Origin of the sequence: Microbacterium capsulatum, assembly GCF_030865425.1 — a bacterium.
Classification (GTDB): Bacteria; Actinomycetota; Actinomycetes; order Actinomycetales; family Microbacteriaceae; genus Microbacterium; species Microbacterium capsulatum.
This window is the reverse complement of record NZ_JAVFCB010000004.1, coordinates 241,644-262,349: the sequence shown is the minus strand read 5'-3', so window position 1 is coordinate 262,349 and position 20,706 is coordinate 241,644. Positions and strand designations below refer to the sequence as shown.

At 70.1% G+C, this 20,706-nt stretch carries 18 protein-coding genes; 4 read left to right on the top strand and 14 right to left on the bottom strand.

Annotated elements, in window-relative coordinates:
- The first annotated feature begins 110 nt into the window (after window positions 1-110).
- On the top strand, window positions 111-1,541 hold the full coding sequence (locus RBR11_RS08740) for a DEAD/DEAH box helicase (protein ID WP_308488939.1): 1,431 nt from the start codon (window positions 111-113) through the stop codon (window positions 1,539-1,541).
- A gap of 45 nt (window positions 1,542-1,586) precedes the next feature.
- On the opposite strand, the gene RBR11_RS08735 is transcribed toward RBR11_RS08740, so the two are convergent.
- The 7 genes from RBR11_RS08735 to RBR11_RS08705 all read right to left on the bottom strand — a co-directional run bounded on the left by RBR11_RS08735 (window position 1,587) and on the right by RBR11_RS08705 (window position 6,793).
- Window positions 1,587-1,940 (bottom strand): cupin domain-containing protein, encoded by a 354-nt coding sequence (locus RBR11_RS08735; protein WP_308488938.1) that lies wholly within the window; start codon window positions 1,938-1,940, stop codon window positions 1,587-1,589.
- A gap of 302 nt (window positions 1,941-2,242) precedes the next feature.
- Entirely contained in the window at window positions 2,243-3,538 is a 1,296-nt protein-coding gene (locus RBR11_RS08730; RefSeq protein WP_308488937.1) for a citrate synthase, read from the bottom strand.
- 143 nt (window positions 3,539-3,681) lie between these two features.
- Entirely contained in the window at window positions 3,682-4,803 is a 1,122-nt protein-coding gene (gene dapC, locus RBR11_RS08725; protein ID WP_308488936.1) for a succinyldiaminopimelate transaminase, read from the bottom strand.
- A 7-nt stretch (window positions 4,804-4,810) separates the two neighbouring features.
- Window positions 4,811-5,131, bottom strand: coding sequence for a ferredoxin (fdxA, locus tag RBR11_RS08720; protein ID WP_308488935.1), 321 nt, complete (start codon window positions 5,129-5,131; stop codon window positions 4,811-4,813).
- A 9-nt stretch (window positions 5,132-5,140) separates the two neighbouring features.
- A complete protein-coding gene (locus RBR11_RS08715; RefSeq protein WP_308488934.1) occupies window positions 5,141-5,596 on the bottom strand; it encodes a histidinol dehydrogenase in 456 nt (151 codons plus the stop codon).
- 103 nt (window positions 5,597-5,699) lie between these two features.
- Window positions 5,700-6,014, bottom strand: a complete 315-nt coding sequence (locus RBR11_RS08710; protein WP_308488933.1) for an AzlD domain-containing protein — start codon at window positions 6,012-6,014, stop codon at window positions 5,700-5,702.
- Window positions 6,011-6,793 carry an AzlC family ABC transporter permease gene (locus RBR11_RS08705; protein WP_373889784.1) on the bottom strand — a complete coding sequence of 261 codons (783 nt, stop codon included), beginning with the start codon at window positions 6,791-6,793 and terminating at the stop codon, window positions 6,011-6,013. Before RBR11_RS08705 ends, RBR11_RS08710 begins: the two co-directional genes overlap by 4 nt.
- 65 nt (window positions 6,794-6,858) lie before the next feature.
- Between RBR11_RS08705 and RBR11_RS08700 the strand changes: the two genes are divergently transcribed.
- Window positions 6,859-7,407: a helix-turn-helix domain-containing protein gene (locus RBR11_RS08700; RefSeq protein WP_308488932.1), complete on the top strand. Its 549-nt coding sequence runs from the start codon at window positions 6,859-6,861 to the stop codon at window positions 7,405-7,407.
- Between the two features lie 134 nt (window positions 7,408-7,541).
- Here the strand turns inward: RBR11_RS08700 and typA are convergent, their stop codons facing one another.
- Window positions 7,542-9,452 (bottom strand): translational GTPase TypA, encoded by a 1,911-nt coding sequence (gene typA, locus RBR11_RS08695; RefSeq protein ID WP_308488931.1) that lies wholly within the window; start codon window positions 9,450-9,452, stop codon window positions 7,542-7,544.
- A 131-nt stretch (window positions 9,453-9,583) separates the two neighbouring features.
- On the opposite strand from typA, the gene RBR11_RS08690 reads away from it, so the two are divergent.
- Both RBR11_RS08690 and RBR11_RS08685 read left to right on the top strand, forming a co-directional pair.
- A complete protein-coding gene (locus tag RBR11_RS08690) occupies window positions 9,584-10,396 on the top strand; it encodes a CPBP family intramembrane glutamic endopeptidase (RefSeq protein ID WP_308488930.1) in 813 nt (270 codons plus the stop codon).
- 211 nt (window positions 10,397-10,607) lie between these two features.
- Window positions 10,608-11,567 carry a hypothetical protein gene (locus tag RBR11_RS08685; protein WP_308488929.1) on the top strand — a complete coding sequence of 320 codons (960 nt, stop codon included), beginning with the start codon at window positions 10,608-10,610 and terminating at the stop codon, window positions 11,565-11,567.
- A gap of 167 nt (window positions 11,568-11,734) precedes the next feature.
- Here the strand turns inward: RBR11_RS08685 and RBR11_RS08680 are convergent, their stop codons facing one another.
- The 6 genes from RBR11_RS08680 to gcvP all read right to left on the bottom strand — a co-directional run bounded on the left by RBR11_RS08680 (window position 11,735) and on the right by gcvP (window position 20,674).
- Window positions 11,735-12,295 carry a PH domain-containing protein gene (locus RBR11_RS08680; RefSeq protein WP_308488928.1) on the bottom strand — a complete coding sequence of 187 codons (561 nt, stop codon included), beginning with the start codon at window positions 12,293-12,295 and terminating at the stop codon, window positions 11,735-11,737.
- Between the two features lie 20 nt (window positions 12,296-12,315).
- Window positions 12,316-13,989, bottom strand: a complete 1,674-nt coding sequence (locus RBR11_RS08675) for an ABC transporter ATP-binding protein (RefSeq protein WP_308488927.1) — start codon at window positions 13,987-13,989, stop codon at window positions 12,316-12,318.
- Window positions 13,986-14,927: an ABC transporter permease gene (locus RBR11_RS08670; RefSeq protein WP_308488926.1), complete on the bottom strand. Its 942-nt coding sequence runs from the start codon at window positions 14,925-14,927 to the stop codon at window positions 13,986-13,988. Before RBR11_RS08670 ends, RBR11_RS08675 begins: the two co-directional genes overlap by 4 nt.
- Entirely contained in the window at window positions 14,920-15,846 is a 927-nt protein-coding gene (locus RBR11_RS08665; RefSeq protein WP_308488925.1) for an ABC transporter permease, read from the bottom strand. The genes RBR11_RS08670 and RBR11_RS08665 overlap by 8 nt, the downstream gene beginning before the upstream one ends.
- Window positions 15,847-16,020: 174 nt before the next feature.
- Complete coding sequence (locus RBR11_RS08660; RefSeq protein ID WP_308488924.1) at window positions 16,021-17,646, bottom strand: peptide ABC transporter substrate-binding protein; 1,626 nt, start codon at window positions 17,644-17,646, stop codon at window positions 16,021-16,023.
- A 208-nt stretch (window positions 17,647-17,854) separates the two neighbouring features.
- The gene (gcvP, locus tag RBR11_RS08655) at window positions 17,855-20,674 is read right to left on the bottom strand and encodes an aminomethyl-transferring glycine dehydrogenase (RefSeq protein WP_373889788.1); all 2,820 of its coding nucleotides are present in this window, start codon (window positions 20,672-20,674) and stop codon (window positions 17,855-17,857) included.
- Between the last annotated feature and the right edge of the window lie 32 nt (window positions 20,675-20,706).

Here is a 20,706-nt window from a genome sequence, read left to right as displayed (position 1 = left end):
GAGCACGCTCGTGAGAGCCTTCTCCCCCTCGTGATCCGGTTCTGAGCGGCGACCTCGCGCGTCGACCACGACGCCCCTACGCGGCCGGGCATCCGGCCCAGGAGATATCCATGCCTTCCTTCCTCGACCTCGGCGTGCCCGCGCCGCTGGCCGCCGTCCTCGCCTCCACCGGCAAGAGCGAGCCGTTCCCGATCCAGCGCGACACGCTGCCCGACGCACTCGCCGGCCGCGACCTGCTCGGCCGCGGCCGCACCGGCAGCGGCAAGACGCTCGCCTTCTCGCTCCCCCTCGTCGCACGCCTCACCGGCGCGAAGGCCCGCCCGCAGCACCCCCGCGGGCTCGTGCTCGCTCCGACGCGCGAACTCGCCTCGCAGATCGCGGCGACCATCGCCCCGCTCGCCAAGGCCGCCGGGCTGCGCGTCACCACCGTCTTCGGCGGCGTCAGCCAGCGCCCCCAGGAGGAGGCGCTGCGCCGCGGCGTCGACATCGTCGTGGCCTGCCCCGGCCGCCTCGAGGACCTCATGAAGCAGAGCGTCGTGCGGCTCGACCAGGTCGAGATCGCCGTCCTCGACGAGGCCGACCACATGGCCGACCTCGGCTTCCTGCCCGGTGTCACCCGGATCCTCGCGGCGACCCCCGCGGACGGCCAGCGCCTGCTGTTCAGCGCCACGCTCGACAACGGCATCGACAAGCTCGCCCGCCGGTTCCTCGCGAACCCGGTCAGCCACGAGGTCGACGAGGCCAGCGTGCCGGTCGGCGAGATGACCCACCGGGTGCTGCTCACCGCCGACGGGGACGCCAAGAAGCAGCTCGTGCAGGACCTCGCGTCGGGCACCGGCCGCCGCATCCTGTTCACCCGCACCAAGCACCACGCGAAGAAGCTCGCCAAGGTGCTGACGACCGCCGGGATCCCCGCGGTCGACCTGCACGGCAACCTCGGCCAGAACGCCCGCGAGCGCAACCTCGCCGCGTTCTCCGCCGACCCGGCCGACGGCGGCGTGCGCGTGCTCGTCGCCACCGACGTGGCCGCCCGCGGTGTGCACGTCGACGACGTCGAGCTCGTCGTGCACGTGGACCCGCCGGTCGAGCACAAGGCGTACCTGCACCGCTCCGGGCGCACCGCCCGCGCGGGGGCCGCCGGCACCGTCGTCACCGTCGTGCTGCCCGAGCAGCGTCGCGACGTGAAGGATCTGCTGCGCAAGGCCGGCATCACGGCCGATCTCGAGCCCGTCTCGGCGGCGATCGTCGAGGAGCTCGTCGGAGAGCGCGCCCCGCACGTGAAGCCGGCCCCCAAGCCGGTCCCGCAGCAGGGCGCCCAGAAGCCGGGCGGCGCGAGGAACGCGCAGGCCGGTCAGCGTGCGCACGCGCCGAAGCCGCACGGCCAGCGCGGGCAGCAGGGCCGCACCGGATCCGGATCCCCGCAGCCGCACCAGCCGCGCACGCCGCATGCCGCGCCGCACTCCGGCACCACCGCCGAGGCCCCGGCCCGCCGGCGCCGTCGCCGGTCGTCGCGGCCCCAGGGCACCCCGACCGCGCGCTGACACGAGCCGTCTCCGGCGTGAGCCGCGACCCCCGCGGGCCGTGGCTCACGCCGGTTTGGCGTACCCCTTGACCCCGGTGTCGAGGAAGACGCAGGCCTCGTCGCCGACCGTCCAGGCGTCGTGACCGGGGCTCAGATCGACCACGTCGCCCGGCCCCATGTCGATCTCGGTGCCGTCGTCGAACCGCACCGTCATCCGCCCCTCGAGGCAGATCCCGGTGTGGTGCGTCTGGCAGGACTCCGTGCCCGCGATCGGCTTGACGTCCTCCGACCAGCGCCAGCCCGGCTCGAAGACCCCTCGACCGAGCGTGAAGTCGCCCAGGGTCACCACATCCATGTGACCGTGGGCGTGGAAGGGGCGCCGCTCGTGCGGCGTCTCGATGTTGTGCTTGTCCGACATGAGAACCTCCCGCGGGTGATCGAGAAGGCGGCATCGACAGCGCTCACCCGGGACGCTCCTGGCACCGCGCCGGACGTGGTCGGGCGCGCCCGCGCCGCCTGAACCCATCGTCGTTGCGGCGATCGCGGACCGTGGCCGAACCACGTCCCCGACCGTCTCGCGGCGTCACCAGGCCGAACCCGACCGTCCCTGCCGCCCCCAGTCACCCTGAGTGGTACACCTGCCGCTGACCGCTTGTCAATAGCCGTGAACGAAGGGAGGGAGGACCCGATCCGGATCCTCCCTCCCTTTCGTGCGCGGGCTCAGGGTCGCTGGAACCGACGCTCCGGCGATCCCGTGTACAGCTGCTGCGGGCGGCCGATCTTGGTCTGCGGGTCGAGGTTCAGCTCGCGCCACTGCGCGAGCCAGCCGGGCAGCCGGCCGATCGCGAAGAGCACCGTGAACATGCGGGTAGGGAAGCCCATCGCCTTGTAGATCACGCCGGTGTAGAAGTCGACGTTCGGGTACAGCCGGCGCTCGCGGAAGTAGTCATCGGCGAGCGCGATCTCCTCAAGCTCCTTCGCGAGATCGAGCAGCGGATCCGTCACGCCGAGCTGGGCGAGGACCTCGTCCGCTGCCTCCTTGACGAGCTTCGCGCGCGGGTCGTAGTTCTTGTAGACCCGGTGCCCGAAGCCCATCAGCTTGACGCCGTCCTCCTTGTTCTTCACCCGCTCGACGAAGCGCTGCATGCTCTGGCCGGAGTCGCGGATCTGCGCGAGCATCGTCAGCACGGCCTCGTTCGCGCCGCCGTGCAGCGGGCCGGAGAGGGCCTGGATGCCGGCCGAGATCGAGGCGAACTGGTTGGCCCCGGTCGAGCCGACCAGGCGCACCGTCGAGGTGGAGGCGTTCTGCTCGTGGTCCTCGTGCAGGATGAGCAGGAGCTCGAGAGCGCGGGACATGACCGGGTTGATCTCGTACTTCTCGCTGTGCACGCCGAAGTTGAGCTTGAGGAAGTTGTCCACGAAGCTCAGCGAGTTGTCCGGGTAGAGGAACGCCTGACCGACGCTCTTCTTGTGCGCGTACGCGGCGATCACGGGCAGCTTCGCGAGCATGCGGATCTGGTTGAGCTCGACGTGCTCCGGGTTGTGCGGGTCGGTGTCGCCCTCGTAGTAGGTCGAGAGCGCGGCCACCGCGGACGACAGCACCGACATCGGGTGGGCCGTGTGCGGCAGGGCGGAGAAGAAGTGCTTCAGGTCCTCGTGCAGCAGCGTGTGCCGGCGGATCTTCTCGTCGAACTCGGCGAGCTCGGACGCGCTGGGCAGCTCGCCGTAGATGAGCAGCCAGGCGACCTCGAGGTAGGAGCACGTGTTCGCGATCTGCTCGATCGGGTAGCCGCGGTAGCGCAGGATGCCCTCGTCGCCGTCGATGAACGTGATCGCCGACTTCGTCGACGCCGTGTTCACGAAACCGTAGTCCAGGCCGGTGTGGCCGGTCTTCTTCGTGAGGGTGGAGAAGTCGATGCTGTCGTGCCCGTCGGCGCCGTGCAGCACGGGGAACTCCGCGGTCGTCTCGCCTACTGTCAGCGTCGCCTTCGTAGGCCGCTCGCCCGCTGCGCTCACGCAGACCTCCTATGCGTCTGTCTCGTGTGGGGGATGCACGGTCGGCGCCGATGAGTACCGGACCGCGTCGCGTGTACAGCCTAGCCCGCTCGGATGCCCACTGTGGAACCGACCAAGACTCCGAGCAATGTTCTGCGCGAAAGCTACGAACGTGCGGCGCCGAGGCCGCGGAGCCGGGCGGCGGCCGCCTCGATGCGCTCCAGCGGGGCCGTCAGCGAGAGCCGCACGTGCTCCGCGGAGAAGTCTCCGTAGAACGGCCCGGGACCGGCGAGGATCCCGAGATCCGCGAGGACGCCCATCGACTCCCAGGCGTCGCGACCCTGAGTGGCCCACAGGTACAGGCCCGCCTCCGAGCCGTCGATCCGGAAGCCCGCCTCGAGGAGCGCCGGCTTGAGCAGCTCACGCCGCCGGCGGTAGCGCTCCTTCTGCACGGCGACGTGCTCGTCGTCGCGCAGCGCGACCGCCATCGCGTGCTGCACGGGCGCGGGCGGCATGAGCCCGAGGTGTTTGCGCGCGGTGAGGATCTCCCCCACGATGCGCGCGCAGCCGGCGATGAACGCGGCGCGGTAGCCGGCCAGGTTGGACTGCTTGCTCAGCGAGTAGACGCTGAGCAGCCCGGCGCGCGTGCCGCCGGTGACACGGGGGTCCAGCACCGAGGGCACCGGCTCCGTCGCCCAGGGGCCCTCCCAGCCGAGCTCGGCGTAGCACTCGTCGCTCGCCAGGGTCGCGCCGAGCTCCCGCGCGCGGCGCACGGCCGCGGCGAGCTCGTCGACGGTCCAGGTGCGGCCGTCCGGGTTGCCCGGGGTGTTGATCCAGATGAGCTTCGCGCCCTCGGGCCAGAGCGCCGGGTCGTCCTCCGAGACGACGGTCGCGCCGGCCACGGTCGCGCCCACGGCGTAGGTCGGGTAGGCGACCTTCGGCTGCACGACGATGTCGCCCGCGCCGAGTCCGAGCAGGGTCGGCAGCAGCGCGACGAGCTCCTTGGATCCGATCGTCGGCATGACGTTGTCGACGCGCAGGTCGGGCACCCCGCGACGGCGGGCGTACCACTCCACGATCGCCTCGCGCAGGGTCGGCGTGCCGACGGTCTGCGGGTAGGAGTGCGCGTCGGTCGCCTCGGCGAGCGCGCGCCGGATGATCTCGGGCGTGGGATCGACGGGCGATCCGATCGCCAGGTCGACGATGCCGTCCGGGTGGGCGGCCGCCCGCTCGCGGTACGGGACGACCGCGTCCCAGGGGTAGTCGGCGAGGTCGCGGACGCTCATGCGCGGTTCACTCGCCCTGAGGCGGGAGCGCGGCGATGATCGGGTGGTCGTGGTGGATCACGCCGATCTTGGCGGCGCCGCCGGGCGAGCCCACCTCGTCGAAGAACTCGACGTTGGCCTTGTAGTAGTCGGACCACTCCTCGGGCAGGTCGTCCTCGTAGTAGATCGCCTCGACCGGGCAGACCGGCTCGCAGGCGCCGCAGTCGACGCACTCGTCCGGGTGGATGTACAACGACCGCTCGCCCTCATAGATGCAGTCCACGGGGCACTCGTCGATGCAGGCACGGTCCTTCACATCGACACACGGAAGAGCGATCACATACGTCACAGCCCCAGTCTACGACCCGTCCCCCGGTGCCGAGACGCGTGCGGCATGCTCCTGCTGCAGCGTGCGGATCCGGGAGAAGTCCGGCCACGCGACGACGAGCAGGGCCATGCCTGCGACGGTCCAGGTCCACACGATGCCGAGCAGGTCGCCCGGCACGATCACGGAGCCGCCGGGCCCCGTCCCGGAGATCACGACCATGCCGGCGAGCATGCCGAGGCCGGTTGCGAGAGCCGCCCAGCGATCGTGCAGCAGCAGCCGCACCGCGAGCAGGATCCCACCGCAGGCGAGCACGCCGAGGACGATCCCGACCGCCCCGGAGGAGAGGATCGTGCCGAGCACCGGGATCCGCGCGATCGCGGGCACCACCGCCAGGGACGAGGCGTGGGTGATCGTCGTCGCCAGCCCGAACACGGCTCCCACCGCGCACAGGGCGACCCACGACAGCAGCCGGGTCAACATGCTCATCCGATCTCCGTCCCACGCACGGCCCGAGCCTACCGGCGGGGGCTGTGGGCCCGCTGGCGCGGGCCGTTCGGACGGTCGGTGTGCGCCGCTCGGGCCGACCCGGTCAGACGGCCCAGCCGACGAGCCGCAGCAGCGCCGCCACCGCGGCCGCGGCGATCACCACGACGAGGAAGGACTGGCGCAATCGGAGCAGCCCCGCGGCCACGAGTACCGCCGGTACCCGCGCGTCGAGCACGACGTGCTGTCCGGACGCGAGCGCCTGCACCGCCACGAGCGCCGCGAGCAGCGCGACGGTGAGCAGGTCCGTGATCCGGGCGGGGCGCGGCGCCTCGAGCACCGACGCCGGCACGAGATAGCCGATCCCCTTGAGCGCCACGCAGCCGATCGCGGCGAGCAGGACCGCATTCCACAGGGTCATCCGGATCCCTCCTCCGCCGCGGCCCGCACCCCGGCGGCCGGTGTCGCGGCTGCGGCGCCCTCCCGCGGCGCAAGCCAGTTGAACCAGCCGACGACGACCGCGACCAGCGCGGCCACGAGCACCGGGAGCCCCGGGATCAGGACCGGTGTGAGCACGGTCGCCACGGCGGCGGCCGCGATCCCGACCGCGATCGCCTGGCGGGACCGCAGCCGCGGCCACAGCAGCGCGATGAACGCCGCGGCGGCGGCCGCGTCCAGGCCGTAGGCCTTGGGGTCCCCCAGCACGTCGCCGAGCAGGGCGCCGAGCAGCGTGGCCAGGTTCCAGCCGACGAACAGCCCGATCCCGGTGAACCAGAAGCCGACCGTGCGGGCGCGCGGGGATCGCTGCGCCAGCGAGACGGCGGTCGTCTCGTCGATCGTGATCTGCACGGCGGCGAGCCGCCGGAGCGGGGTGCGCCCGATCACCGGCGCCATCCTGATGCCGTAGGCGAGGTTGCGCACGCCCAGGAGCACCGCGGACGCGATCGCCGCCGGGGCGGCCGCGAGTCCGCCCGCCGCGATCACGCCGATGAAGGCGAACTGCGAGCCGCCGGTGAACATGAGCAGGCTGAGGACGCAGGTCTGCCAGACGTCGAAGCCGCTGACGACGGCGAGGGCGCCGAACGAGATGCCGTACGCGCTGCTCGCGAGCACCACGCCTATGGCCTCGCGCCGGACCGCGCGGACCTCGGCGGCGACGTCGACCTCGCCGGGATCCATCGTTCGCTCTACTGAACGCATGACTATCATTCTGAACACCTCCGATTCGTCTGTCAAGATGAACGATCGTTTGGGATACTGACCGTATGGATGATCTCCGCGAGCGCATCTCCCGCTCCCTCCGACGCGAGCGCGAGGCGGCCGGTCTCTCGGTGTCCGAGCTGGCCCGTCGCGCCGGGGTCTCCAAGGCCACCGTGTCGCAGCTGGAGAGCGGATCCACCGGCCCGAGCGTGGAGACCCTCTGGGCGATCGCCGACGCGCTGGGGCTGCCGTTCGCGGCCTTCGTCGAGGAGCGCGCGAACGTGCCGACCCTCATCCGCGCCGACGCGCACGCCGGCGTCCCGTCCGCCGCGGCGCCCTATGTCGCGACCCTCGTGGCGGCATGCCCGCCCGGAGCACGGCGCGACATCTACATCATCCAGGCCGAGCCCGGCGAGCCGCGACGCTCCCTCCCCCACCACGCCGGCACGACCGAGCACGTCGTGCTGATCAGCGGCCGCGCCCGGATCGGCCCCTCCGAGACTCCGGAGCAGCTTCACCCGGGCGACTACATCTCCTATCCGGGCGACGCCCCGCACGTGTTCGAGGCCGAGGTCCCGGGCACGTCCGCGGTGCTCATCTCCGAGCTGCGCTGACCGGGCGCGCGCCGCGAAGACAGCGCGGCGAAGACATCGAGGCCCCCTCACATCACCGAGGCCCCCTCACCGCGACGTCGCTCCGAGGGGGCGACGACGACGGGAGGGGGCCTCGATGCAGGACGGCGTCCGGGTCAGGCGTTCGCGTCCTGGCGCTTCAGGCGCGAGGCCTCGCGGCCGCGGATCGTGGCGTCCAGGATGACCTTGCGGATCCGCACGGTCTCCGGGGTGACCTCGACGCATTCGTCGTCGCGGGCGAACTCGAGGCTCTCCTCGAGGGAGAGGGTGCGCGGCGGGGTCATCGACTCGAACGTGTCGGCCGTGGAGGAGCGCATGTTGGTGAGCTTCTTCTCCTTGGTGATGTTCACGTCCATGTCGTCGCTGCGCGAGTTCTCGCCGATGACCATGCCCTCGTAGACCTCCTGCGTGGGCTGCACGAAGAAGGACATGCGCTCCTGCAGGGCGATGATCGCGAACGGGGTGACGACGCCGGAGCGGTCGGCCACGATGGATCCGTTCTGACGGGTCACGATCTGCCCGGCCCAGGGCTCGTAGCCGTGCGAGATCGCGTTCGCGATGCCGGTGCCGCGGGTGGTGGTGAGGAACTCGGTGCGGAAGCCGATGAGGCCGCGCGACGGGACGACGAACTCCATGCGCACCCAGCCGGTGCCGTGGTTGGTCATGCCCTCCATCCGGCCCTTGCGGGTCGCGAGCAGCTGGGTGATCGCGCCGAGGTACTCCTCGGGGGCGTCGATCGTGAGGTGCTCGAACGGCTCGTGGGTCTTGCCGTCGACCTTCTTCGTGACCACCTGGGGCTTGCCGACGGTGAGCTCGAAGCCCTCGCGGCGCATGTTCTCGACGAGGATCGCGAGGGCCAGCTCGCCGCGGCCCTGCACCTCCCACGCGTCGGGGCGGCCGATCTCGACGACCTTGAGCGACACGTTTCCGATGAGCTCGCGGTCGAGGCGGTCCTTCACCATCCGGGCGGTGAGCTTGTGGCCCTTGACCTTGCCGACGAGCGGCGAGGTGTTCGTGCCGATGGTCATCGAGATCGCCGGGTCGTCGACCGTGATGGCCGGCAGCGGACGGACGTCCTCGGGATCCGCGATGGTCTCGCCGATCGTGATCTCCTCGATGCCGGCGATCGCGACGATGTCACCGGGGCCCGCGGACTCGGCCGGGTAGCGCTCGAGCGCCTTCGTCTTCAGCAGCTCGGTGATGCGGGCGTTGGTGTGAGAGCCGTCGTGGCGCACCCAGGCGACCGTCTGGCCCTTCTTCAGCGTGCCGTTGAAGACGCGCAGCAGCGCGAGGCGGCCGAGGAACGGGCTGGAGTCGAGGTTGGTGACCCACGCCTGCAGCGGGGCCTCGTCGTCGTAGTGCGGGGCCGGGACGTGCTCGAGGATCGCCTCGAACAGCGGCTCGAGGTCCTCGTTGTCCGGCAGGTCGCCGTTCGCGGGGCGGGTGCGCGAGGCGGCGCCGGCGCGGCCCGAGGCGTACACGACCGGCACGTCGAGCAGGGCGTCGACGTCGAGGTCCGGCACGTCGTCGACGAGGTCGGACGCGAGACCCAGCAGCAGGTCGTGGGCCTCCTCCTCGACCTCGGCGATGCGGGCGTCGGGACGGTCCGTCTTGTTCACCAGCAGGATCACCGGCAGCTTCGCCTCGAGCGCCTTGCGCAGCACGAAGCGGGTCTGCGGCAGCGGGCCCTCGCTCGCGTCGACGAGCAGCACGACGCCGTCGACCATGGACAGGCCGCGCTCGACCTCACCGCCGAAGTCGGCGTGGCCCGGGGTGTCGATCACGTTGATCGTGACCGGGGTCTCGGTGTGCTTGCCGCTGTAGGTGATCGCCGTGTTCTTGGCGAGGATCGTGATGCCCTTCTCGCGCTCGAGGTCGTTCGAGTCCATCGCGCGCTCTTCGACGTGCGCGTGCTCGCCGAACGAGCCGGTCTGACGGAGCATGGCGTCGACGAGCGTGGTCTTGCCGTGGTCGACGTGCGCGACGATGGCGACGTTGCGGAGATCGGAGCGGAGGGCGTGCGCCATGAAGGTGTGTCCTATGCAGGTGGGGTTCGCCCGGGATTCCGGACTCTTCAGGATACAACATCGCACCTGTTCCGCTTCTGCGGGGTCGGATCCGCACCGGATCCAGCGCCGCCGGGCCGTACGCTCTTCGCATGAGGATCGCCCTGCCGCTGGACCCGCCGGACGTCGCCCTCGGGGCGCCCCTCTCCCGGGCCAGGATCGGCGGGGAGATCGCGATCGTGCTGGCGCTGGGGCTCGGCCAGTCCGCGGTGTACGCGATCGTGCAGCTGCTGGACCGGCTGACCGTCAGCACGCCGCTCGCCGATCAGACCGCGGCGCTGAACCCGGCGCAGTCCCGCCGCGAGGTGTTCGACTTCGTCTATCAGCTGCTCGGGGTCGGCTTCTCGGTCGTGCCCGTGCTGCTCGTGTGCTTCCTGCTCTGGCGTTCGTCCGGGCCGCACCTCGGCGCGCTGGGCCTCGACGGCACGCGGATCTGGCGCGACGCGGGCTGGGGTGCGGGTCTGGTGCTCGCGATCGGGATCCCCGGTCTCGCGCTCTACATCGCCGGACGGCTGCTCGGGCTGTTCGTGGCGGTGGATCCGGGTGCGCAGAGCCACTACTGGTGGACGATGCCGATGCTCCTGCTGTCCGCCGCCCGCGCGGCCGTGCAGGAGGAGTTCGTCGTGCTCGGCTACCTGTTCGTGCGGCTGCGTCAGCTCGGCTGGGGCCCGTGGACGATCGTCCTGACGACCTCGGCGCTGCGCGCGACCTATCACCTGTACCAGGGCCCCGGCGCTTTCGTCGGCAATCTCGGCATGGGCCTGCTGTTCGGCTTCCTGTTCCTGCGCAGCGGCCGCCTGCTGCCGTTCCTCGTCGCCCATTTCCTCATCGACGCCGCGGCCTTCGTGGGCTACCCCCTGGTCTTCCCGCTCTGGCCAGGACTGTTCGGCGTCGCCGGGCACTGACCGCGTCACCCCCGCCCCGGCCCGGACCGGGTTTTGGCCGCGAGACCGAACCTGCGGCTCGAGACCGACGATTTCGCGCATGGTCTCGCGACGCCGTTTCGGTTTCGCGGTCATGGGCGTTGGTCCTGCACAGGCGCGAGAGACGACGGACGGTGCACGGGATTCGTGGCAGTAGGCGCAGGGGCCGATCCGCGGGGCGAGGATCGGGGCCATGCCGACCACACGCCTCGCATCCGGCCTTCACCCCGCGCCGGCCGTTCTGCTCCGGACCGGTGCCGCGAACTCCGCGAGTCTGCTGAATCGGGCCTGGCGACGGGGAGAGCTCACCCGGGTGCTGCCAGGGGTGTACACGCCCACGACGGACTGGCGGGGGCTGCCGACCTGGGACCGATACCTCGCCCGAGTCCACGCCGTCGCGCTGCGCAATCCGAACGCGGTGTTCTGCGGGGTGTCGGCCGCGGCGCTCCGCGGCGTCTACCTCGGCCGTGCTGACGAGAACGTGCACGTCCTGGAACTGCGGGGGTCCAGCCGCGCGGCGGGGGCGGTCCGGATCCACACGGGTGGAGCCGAGCGAGAAGTCGAAGAGGTCGACGGGATCCTGCTCACCTCGGTCCCGGACACGATCGTGGACGTCGTGCGCTCCGTGCCGCCGATCGAGGGCCTCGCCTATGCGGACGCCTTGCTGCGTCGCACGCCGCATCCGAACCCGGAGCAGCTCCGCGCGATCAATGAATGCCGCGAGTCGTCGCGCGGCCGCCGGAACGCCCGCTGGGCCTTGGCCCGCGCGACCGGAGTGCCGGAGAGCGTCCTGGAGTCGCTGAGCCTCGGTGTGATCGAACTCGCCGGATTCGAGCTACCGGAATTGCAGGTCACGTTCCGCTTCGAAGGTTTCGCAGATCGGGCGGACTTCTTCTGGCCGAGCCGGCAGCTGATCGGCGAAGCCGACGGACGTGTGAAGTATGACGACACCCCGGACGCTGCTGCCGATGCCATCATGCAGGAGAAGCAGCGCGAATCGCGTCTGCGAAGGCAGTCGTCCGGCCTGTTCCGCTGGGGCTGGACGGAGATCCGGCAGCCTCGTCTGCTGACCGGGATCCTGTCCCATGCCGGTGTCCCCCGTCCGCACCGCAACGACACGGCAGTGCTTGCGACGCTCCGTGATCTCGCCTGATCCCGAGCGGCGAACGAGCGTGACAACGAGACCGAAGCCACGACGCGAGACCGACGAAATCAGATGCGGTCTCGCGATGCAGTTTCGGTCTCGCGGTCAGGAAGAGCCGAGGGACGCGGAACGCCCCGGCGCCGTCGGGAGACGGGCCGGGGCGTTCGGGAAAGGGCTCAGCGGGTGACGGCGATCGCGATGCCCGCCCAGACCACGATCACGACGATCGCGAACGCGGCGCGCCAGTCCCACGTCCGCCGGATCGGGGCGTCCACGCCCTCCCCGGGCGCGAACTCCTCGCGAGCGGCCGCGAGATCACGGCGGTCGCTGATCTCGGTGAGCGCGCGCAGGCTCTGCGGCACCTTCGGGTCCTCCCCCTTGCGGCCGGGCCGCGGGGACTGGGCGCGGCCGGGGCCGCCCCAGCAGGACAGCTTCCTGCCGTCGTCGAGCTGGAAGTCGAGCTGCCAGCGCAGGTCCATGTCGGCGACCCGGCGCCAGCCGAACGTGGTGCGGCGGAGCAGGTTCTGCACCACCACGCCGTCGTCGTCGACGCGGACCATCGAGGCCACGCTGATCTCGTAGATCAGCCACAGCACGAGCAGGATCCAGGGCGCGTACAGGAGCATGAGCCCGAAGCTGCCGCGGTTCACCGCGTCGACGAGCAGGAACACCGACACCGCGCTGCAGATCACCAGCGTCGCGATCCCCGTGGACGAGCGGTACGTCCGCACGCCCACGGGGCCAAGCTCCGGAGAACTCACGCGCTGCGACCGCCCAGGGCGATCGAGGCACCCGGGATCGCCTGCAGCAGACGATCCGTGTACTCCTGCTGCGGGTTGGCGAAGATCTCGTCGACCGTGCCCTGCTCGACGAGCTTGCCCTTCTCCATCACGCAGACCAGGTCGGCCGCGACGCGCACGACCGCGAGGTCGTGCGTGATGAACAGGTAGGTCAGGTCGAGCTCGCTCTGCAGCTCCGCGAGGAGCTTGAGGATCTGGTCCTGCACGAGCACGTCCAGGGCCGAGACCGCCTCGTCGAGCACGACGATGTCGGGCTTGAGCGCCAGCGCGCGGGCGATCGCCACGCGCTGCCGCTGTCCGCCGGACAGCTCGTTCGGGTAGCGCGTCGCCAGCTCCCGCGGCAGCGAGACCTGGTCGAGCAGCTCGAGCACGCGGGCGCGGCGCGAGGCCTGGTCTCCGACGCTGTGGATGTCCAGCGGCTCCGCGATCGTGTTGCCGATGTTGCGCAGCGGATCCATGGATCCGTACGGGTCCTGGAACACGGGCTGCATGCGCCGGCGGAGGGCCATCGTGTCGCGGCCGGAGAGCTTCGACACGTCGGCGCCGTCGATCTCGATCACCCCGGAGGTGGGCTGCTCGAGCTTCAGCACCATCTTGGCGACGGTCGACTTGCCGGAACCCGACTCGCCCACGAGCGCCAGGGTCTTGCCCTTCGGGATGTCGAACGACACGGCGTCCACGGCCCGGAACGGCACGCTGCGGAACGAGCCCTGACGGATCCTGTAGTCCTTGGTCAGGTCGCGCACGCTGATCGCCGGCGGGATGTTCGCGATGTCCTCGCTCGTCTCGATGCCGCGCTTCTCGGCGACCGCCTGGATCCGCTGCGACGCGATGCTGGGCGCCGCGGCGACCAGCTTCTTCGTGTACGGGTGCAGCGGGTTCTCCAGGATCTCCCGGCTCGGGCCCGCCTCGACGATCTCGCCGTTCTGCATGACGATGATCTTCTCGGCGCGCTCGGCCGCGAGGCCCAGGTCGTGCGTGATCAGCAGCACCGAGGTGCCCTTCTCCTGCGTGAGCTTCGCCAGGTGGTCGAGGATCACGCGCTGCACGGTCACGTCGAGCGCCGAGGTGGGCTCGTCCGCGATGAGCAGCTTCGGATCGGCCGCGAGGCCGATGCCGATCAGGGCGCGCTGGCGCATGCCGCCGGAGAACTGGTGCGGGTACTGGTGCAGTCGCTTGGCGGCGTCCGCGAGGCCCGCCTGCTGCAGCACCTCGACGGCCCGCGCCTCGATCTCCTTGCGCCCGGTGGCGAGCCCGTTCGCACGGATCGCCTCCTTCACCTGGAAGCCGATGGACCAGACCGGGTTGAGGTTCGACATCGGGTCCTGCGGCACGTAGCCGATGTCCCGTCCGCGCAGGCGCTCCATCTGACCCGTGGTCAGGTCGGTGAGCTCCTTGCCGTCGAGCATGATGCTGCCGCCGGTCACGTGACCCGTGCCGGGCAGCAGCCCGATGATCGCGGAAGCCGTCGTGGACTTGCCCGAACCGGACTCGCCCACGATGGCGAGGGTCTCACCGGCGTAGAGCTCGACGTCGACGCCGTGCAGCACCTCCCGCGAGCCCTTCTGGGTGTCGAACGCGACCTTGAGATCGCGGATCCGCAGCAGCGGGGTGTCGGTCTTGGCACTCATCGGCGCGCCCTCGCCCTCGGGTCGAGGGCGTCTCGCACGAGCTCGCCCAGCATGATGAACGCGAGCACCGTGACGGTCAGCGCGATCGACGGGTAGATGAGCGCCATCGGCGCCACGCGCAGAGATCCCTGAGCCTGGCTGATGTCGTTGCCCCAGCTCATCGTGTCACTGCCGAGCCCGACGCCGAGGAACGAGAGCGTCGCCTCCGCGACGATCGCGCCCGCGAGGCTCAGCGTGGTCACGACCAGCAGCGGCGCGATCGCATTCGGGATGACGTGCCCGATCATCGTGCCGAACCGGGACTTGCCGAGCGCCCGGGAGGCCATGACGAAGTCGGCCTGGCGCACTCTCAGCACCTCGGCCCGCACCACACGGGCGGTCGAGGCCCAGGCGAACCCGCCGATCGCGAGTGCCAGCGTGAAGACGTTGCGGAACTGGGAGAACACGCTCATCACGACGACGGCCGCGAGGATGTAGGGGATGGAGAAGAAGATGTCGCCGATGCGCGACAGCACACCATCCAGCCAACCGCCGTAGAAGCCCGCGAGCGAACCCATGATCAGTCCGATGGTGGATCCGATCGCGGTCGCGAGCAGGCCGACCGACACCGACGTGCGGGCGCCCCACACGGTGCGCGCGAAGATGTCACAGCCCTGGAAGGTGAAGCCGAGCGGGTGCCCCGCCGACGGTCCTCCGTTGGAGCTCGACAGCTGGCAGTTGCTGTTCGGTGGGGTCTGCGTGAACAGCGTCGGCCAGACCGCCATGAGCAGGATGATCAGGACGATGATCACCGAGATCCAGAACATCGGACGACGGCGGATGTCGGCCCAGGCGTCGCGCCACAGGTTCGACGGCTTCTCGGCGACCTTGACCGCGTCGACGGCGATCGTGCCGTCCTTGATGGGAGCGACGTAGTGCGTCGCGCTGGTGTCAGGCATAACGGATCCTCGGGTCCAGCAGGCCGTAGAGCAGATCGACGACCAGGTTGACGAGCACGTAGATGAGGACGAACACGGTCACGAAGGAGACGATCGTCGGTCCCTCGTGCTGCAGCGTCGCATGGAACAGCGTGTTGCCGACGCCGGGGATGTTGAAGATGCCCTCGGTGACGGTCGCGCCGACCAGCAGCACGCCGAAGTTCGTCGCGGAGTTCGTGATCACAGGGATCAGCGAGTTGCGCAGCACGTGCACGGGGATGACCCGGCGGCGCGGCAGGCCCTTGCTGTACGCGGTGCGCACCCAGTCCTGATTGAGCGTGTCGATGACGGATCCGCGCATCAGGCGCATACTGGTCGCGTACAGGCTGACGCCGAGCACGATCGCGGGGAGCCACATGTCGCCCCAGTCGTTGTCCGCGCCCACCGTCGGGCTGAACCATTGCAGCTTGACCGCGAGGAAGTACTGCGCCAGGAAGCAGATCACGAAGATCGGCAGCGAGATGAAGATCAGGGACATCACCAGCATGGCGTTGTCGAAGATCTTGCCCTTGCGCAGCGCCGAGAGGGTGCCGATGATGACCGCCAGCACGAACTCGAGCCCGATCGCCATGACCGCGAGGCGGCCCGTGACGGGCAGGGTGGCGGCGAGCACGTCGTTCACGGACCGACCGGAGAACGTGGTGCCCATGTCACCGCGGAAGATCCCGGTCAGGTAGAACCAGTACTGCACGAGGAACGGCTGGTCCAGGTGATACTGCGCGACGAGCGCGTCGTGCAGCGCCTTGCTGGGCTGCTTGTCGCCGAAGAGCGCAGCGATCGGGTCGCCAGGCATGGCGAAGACGAGAAAGTAGATGAGCAGGGTGGCCCCGACGAACACGGGGATCACCTGCAAGAGGCGTTTGAGGATATAACCGAACATTCGCCCTCCCTCCAGATGAGGTGGCGCCAGACGCTGCCGCACGGTCTGCGCGGGTCGCGGCGCCTCATGAAAGCATCGTGCCACGTGTTCGACGTGGGCACGATGCGAATATCGGACAGACCGCGAGGCGGTGACGTGATCGTCACCGCCTCGCGGTTGTGATCCCTCGGGCGGTCAGCCCTTGGTGATGTTGTAGTACAGCGGAACCGAGTTCCACCCGAACTGGACGTTGCTCACGCCCTTGGCGAAGCCGCCGTCGACGTTCGAGTACCAGAGCGGGATGGCCGGGAGGTCCTTGAGCAGGATCTCCTGAGCCTTCTTGTAGTCGGCCGTCGCCTTGGAGGCGTCGGACTCCGAGGCACCCTGCGCGACGAGCTTGTCGAAGTCGGCGTTCGAGTAGTCGGTGTCGTTCGACGCGGCCTTGGTCGCGTACAGCGGCGCGAGGAAGTTGTACTGCGCCGGGTAGTCGGCCTGCCAGCCGGTGCGGAACGCCGTCTTGATGGTGCGGCCGTTCACGTCCTTGCGGAGCGAGGCGAAGTCGACGTACGGCTTGCCCGCCGCGTCGATTCCGAGGTTGTTCTTCAGCTGGTTGGCCACCGCGTCGACCCACACCTGGTGCGGAGCGTTCGAGTTGTACGCGAGTTCGAACTTGCCGCTCCACGGCGAGATCTTGTCGGCCTGGGCCCACAGGTCCTTCGCCTTCTTGGCGTCGAACTTCAGCACGCCGGCGCCCGTGAGGGAGTCGGACCAGCCCGAGATGACCGGCGAGGTGAAGTCGCTGGCCGGGGTGCGGGTGCCGTTGAAGACGGTCTTCGTGATCGCCGCACGGTCGATCGCCATGGACAGCGCCTGGCGGCGCAGCTTGCCCTCGTCGCCCGTGAAGTGCTCGAGGTTGCCCGGGATCGAGAACGACTGGAAGATCGCGGCCGGCTGGTTGACGGCGCGGTCGCCCAGGTCGGACTGGAACGTCTGCAGGGCGGTGCCCGGGATCTGGTCGATCACGTCCACCTTGTTGGCCTGCAGGTCGGCGTACGCGGCGTCGGCCGTCGCGTAGAAGATGAAGGTCACGCCGCCGTTCTTCGGAGCACGACCACCCTTGTAGCTGTCGTTCTTGACCAGGTCGATCTGGACCGAGTGCTGCCACGCCTTGTCGTTGGCCAGCTTGTACGGGCCGTTGCCGATCGGGGCCTCGCCGAAGGCCTTGATGTCCTTGAAGGCGGCCTCGGGCAGCGGGTAGTAGGCCGAGTAGCCCAGGCGCTGCGCGAAGTCACCGGCGACGGGCTTCGAGAGCTTGATCTTGAAGGTGTTGTCGTCGACCTTCTTCAGACCGGTCAGCGGGGAGTCGGCCGTGTCGCTGTAGCCCTCGATGTCCTCGAACCAGGACTGGTTCTGCTGCTTGTTCGAGAACAGCGCGCCGTACTGCCACGCCTTGATGAAGCTGTCGGCGGTGACCTTCTCGCCGTTGGAGAAGGTGTTGCCCTGCTTCAGCTTGACGGTCAGGTCGGTGGGGTCGTCGACCTTGATCGAGTCCGCCATGTCGTCGACGAGCTTGCCCTTGGCGTCGTAGTACGCGAGGCCCGCGAACACCGAGTCGACGATGTTGCCGCCGCCGGTCTCGTTGGTGTTGGTCGGGATGAGCGGGTGCTCCGGCTCGGAGCCGCTGACCTTGATGATGGCCTTCGAGTTGCCACCTGCGGACGGGGTGGGGCTTCCACCGCTCTTGCTGGAGCAGCCGGCGAGGGCCAGTGCGCCCACGGCGAGCAGCCCGATACCCGCGAGGGCGATCTTGTTGCGCTTCACGTTGTGTCCTCCTGTGGACAGTTGACAGCAATCTGCACACTCGTCGTCGAGTGTCCAGGGATATTCGAGCGTAACCGCCGGGCGCCCCTCGCCGTCAGCCAAAAGGGTTAACCGTTACTCACTGGTGACCTGATTGTGACCGCACTGTACAAATAGCGAGGCGCCCCGGGACTCCAGTCCCGGGGCGCCTCGGCGATCCTGTCGCGGATCAGAGCGCGAACGCCTCCACCGGCGGGCAGGCGCAGACCAGATTGCGGTCTCCGTAGGCGTTGTCGATGCGGCGCACCGGCGGCCAGTACTTGCCCGCGATGAGCGCGTGCGCGGGGTACGCGGCCTTCTCCCGGGTGTAGGCGTGGTCCCACTCCCCCACCAGCAGCGCGGCGGCGGTGTGCGGGGCGTTGACGAGCGGGTTGTCGTCGGCCGGCCAGACGCCGGCGGCGATCTCGTCGGCCTCGGCCTTGATCTGGATCATCGCCTCGACGAAGCGCTCCAGCTCGCCCAGGTCCTCGGACTCCGTGGGCTCCACCATGAGCGTGCCCGCGACCGGGAACGACATGGTCGGCGCGTGGAAGCCGTAGTCGATGAGGCGCTTGGCCACGTCGTCCACGGTCACCCCGGTCGCCTCCTTGAGCGGACGCAGGTCGAGGATGCACTCGTGCGCGACCCGGCCGTTCTCGCCCGTGTAGAGCACCGGGTAGTGCTCGCCCAGGCGCGCGGCGACGTAGTTCGCCGCGAGGACCGCGGCCGCGGTGGCGTCGCGCAGGCCATCCGCGCCCATCATCCGGACGTACGCCCAGGAGATCGGCAGCACGCCGGCGGATCCGTACGGGGCCGCGGAGACCGGGCCCCCGTCGAAGACGTAGCCGCCCGCGTGCTCGGCGCGCTGCGCCTGCGGGTGACCCGGCAGGTACGGCGCAAGGTGCGCCTTCGCCGCCACCGGGCCGACGCCCGGGCCGCCGCCGCCGTGCGGGATCGCGAACGTCTTGTGCAGGTTGAGGTGCGAGACGTCGCCGCCGAGGTCGCCGAAGCGCGAGTAGCCGAGCAGCGCGTTCAGGTTCGCACCGTCGATGTACACCTGGCCGCCGGCGGCGTGCACCGCCGCGGTGATGTCGAGCACGTCGTGCTCGTACACCCCGTGCGTGGACGGGTACGTGATCATCAGCGCCGCGATCTCGTCGGCGTGCTGCGCGATCTTCGCGCGCAGGTCGTCGAGGTCGACGTTGCCGAGCTCGTCCGTGGCCACGACGACGACCTTCATGCCCGCCAGCACCGCGCTCGCGGCGTTCGTGCCGTGTGCGGAGGACGGGATGAGGCACACCGTGCGGTGCTGGTCGCCGTTGGCATGGTGGTAGCCGCGGATCGCGAGCAGGCCCGCGAGCTCGCCCTGCGATCCGGCGTTCGGCTGCAGCGACACCGCGTCGTAGCCGGTGACGTCGGCGAGCCAGGCCTCGAGCTGATCGATGAGCGCGAGCGTGCCGCGCACGTCCGCCTCAGGGGCGAACGGGTGCAGCTGCGCGAACTCCGGCCAGGTGATCGCTGCCATCTCGGTCGCCGCGTTGAGCTTCATCGTGCAGGATCCGAGCGGGATCATGCCGCGATCGAGCGCGTAGTCGCGGTCCGCGAGCGACTTCAGGTACCGCATCATGGCGGTCTCCGAGCGGTGCGCGTGGAACACCGGGTGGGTGAGGTACTCGTCCTGACGGGCGAGACCGGCCGGAACGCTGGTCACCGGGATGTAGGCGAAGGATCCCTCGCCCGCGCCGAAGACCGTGGCGACCGCGAGGATGTCCTCGTAGGTGGTCGTCTCGTCCGTCGAGATGCTCACGGTGTCGGCGTCGACGCGGTTCAGCAGGACCCCCGCCTCGTGCGCCTTCGCGACGATCGCGTCGGCCTGGCCGGCCGCGCGCACCGTGATGGTGTCGAAGTAGTCGGCGTGCACGATCTCGGCGCCCGCCTTCTCCAACTGGGTGGCCAGGAACCGGGCGCGCGAGGCGACGCCGGTGGCGATCTCCTTGAGACCTTCGGGACCGTGGTACACCGCGTACATCGAGGCCATCACGGCCAGCAGCACCTGGGCGGTGCAGATGTTCGAGGTGGCCTTCTCGCGGCGGATGTGCTGCTCGCGGGTCTGCAGGGCGAGGCGGTAGGCCGGGTGGCCGTCCGCGTCCTGCGAGACGCCGACGAGCCGGCCGGGGAGCTGACGCTCGAGGCCCGAGCGAACGGCCATGTAGCCGGCGTGCGGACCCCCGAAGCCCATCGGCACGCCGAAGCGCTGCGTGGTGCCCACCGCGACGTCCGCGCCGAGCGAGCCCGGCGAGGCGATCAGGGTGAGCGCGAGCAGGTCGGCCGCGACGATCGCGAGACCGCCGGCGAGGTGCGCGGCGTCGATCACGGCGGAAGGGTCCCAGATCCGGCCGGAGGCGCCCGGGTACTGCAGGAACACGCCGAACAGCTCTTCCGGCAGCGTCTCGCCCGCGGCGAAGTCGCGCTCGACGAGCTCGATCCCGACGGCCTCGGCGCGGGTGGCCAGCAGCGCCTTGGTCTGCGGCAGCGCGTCGGCGTCGACCACGAACACGTGCGACGCGGACTTCGAACCGCGACGCGCGAGCAGCATGCCCTCGGCGACGGCGGTGGACTCGTCCAGCATCGAGGCGTTGGCCGTGTCGAGGCCGGTGAGCTCGGAGACCATGGTCTGGAAGTTGATCAGCGCCTCCAGGCGGCCCTGGGAGATCTCCGGCTGGTACGGCGTGTACGCCGTGTACCAGGACGGGTTCTCCAGGACGTTGCGCTGGATCACACTCGGGGTGATCGTGCCGTAGTAGCCGAGGCCGATCATCGGGCGGTTCACCGTGTTGCGGTTCGCGAGGGCGCGCAGCTCGGCGAGCGCCTCGGCCTCGCCGGCGGCGGCCGGGAGAACGCTGACGCGGTCGGCGCGCGAGCGGATCGACGCGGGCACCGCCTCGCGCATGAGCGCGTCGACGGGACGCTCGTCGGCGCCGTAGGCGATGCCGATCGCGTCGAGCATCATCCGCTGGGCGTCGGCGGTGGTGCCGATGTGGC

Coding starts and splice junctions, on each gene's coding strand:
- RBR11_RS08700 (WP_308488932.1), top strand. CDS start 6,859: ATGGATGATCTCCGCGAGCGCATCTCCCGCTCCCTCCGACGCGAGCGC.
- gcvP (WP_373889788.1), bottom strand. CDS start 20,674: ATGATGCTCGACGCGATCGGCATCGCCTACGGCGCCGACGAGCGTCCC.
- RBR11_RS08675 (WP_308488927.1), bottom strand. CDS start 13,989: ATGAGTGCCAAGACCGACACCCCGCTGCTGCGGATCCGCGATCTCAAG.
- RBR11_RS08690 (WP_308488930.1), top strand. CDS start 9,584: ATGAGGATCGCCCTGCCGCTGGACCCGCCGGACGTCGCCCTCGGGGCG.
- RBR11_RS08670 (WP_308488926.1), bottom strand. CDS start 14,927: ATGCCTGACACCAGCGCGACGCACTACGTCGCTCCCATCAAGGACGGC.
- RBR11_RS08710 (WP_308488933.1), bottom strand. CDS start 6,014: ATGACCCTGTGGAATGCGGTCCTGCTCGCCGCGATCGGCTGCGTGGCG.
- RBR11_RS08685 (WP_308488929.1), top strand. CDS start 10,608: ATGCCGACCACACGCCTCGCATCCGGCCTTCACCCCGCGCCGGCCGTT.
- typA (WP_308488931.1), bottom strand. CDS start 9,452: ATGGCGCACGCCCTCCGCTCCGATCTCCGCAACGTCGCCATCGTCGCG.
- RBR11_RS08665 (WP_308488925.1), bottom strand. CDS start 15,846: ATGTTCGGTTATATCCTCAAACGCCTCTTGCAGGTGATCCCCGTGTTC.
- RBR11_RS08715 (WP_308488934.1), bottom strand. CDS start 5,596: ATGAGCATGTTGACCCGGCTGCTGTCGTGGGTCGCCCTGTGCGCGGTG.
- dapC (WP_308488936.1), bottom strand. CDS start 4,803: ATGAGCGTCCGCGACCTCGCCGACTACCCCTGGGACGCGGTCGTCCCG.
- RBR11_RS08735 (WP_308488938.1), bottom strand. CDS start 1,940: ATGTCGGACAAGCACAACATCGAGACGCCGCACGAGCGGCGCCCCTTC.
- RBR11_RS08705 (WP_373889784.1), bottom strand. CDS start 6,793: ATGCGTTCAGTAGAGCGAACGATGGATCCCGGCGAGGTCGACGTCGCC.
- RBR11_RS08740 (WP_308488939.1), top strand. CDS start 111: ATGCCTTCCTTCCTCGACCTCGGCGTGCCCGCGCCGCTGGCCGCCGTC.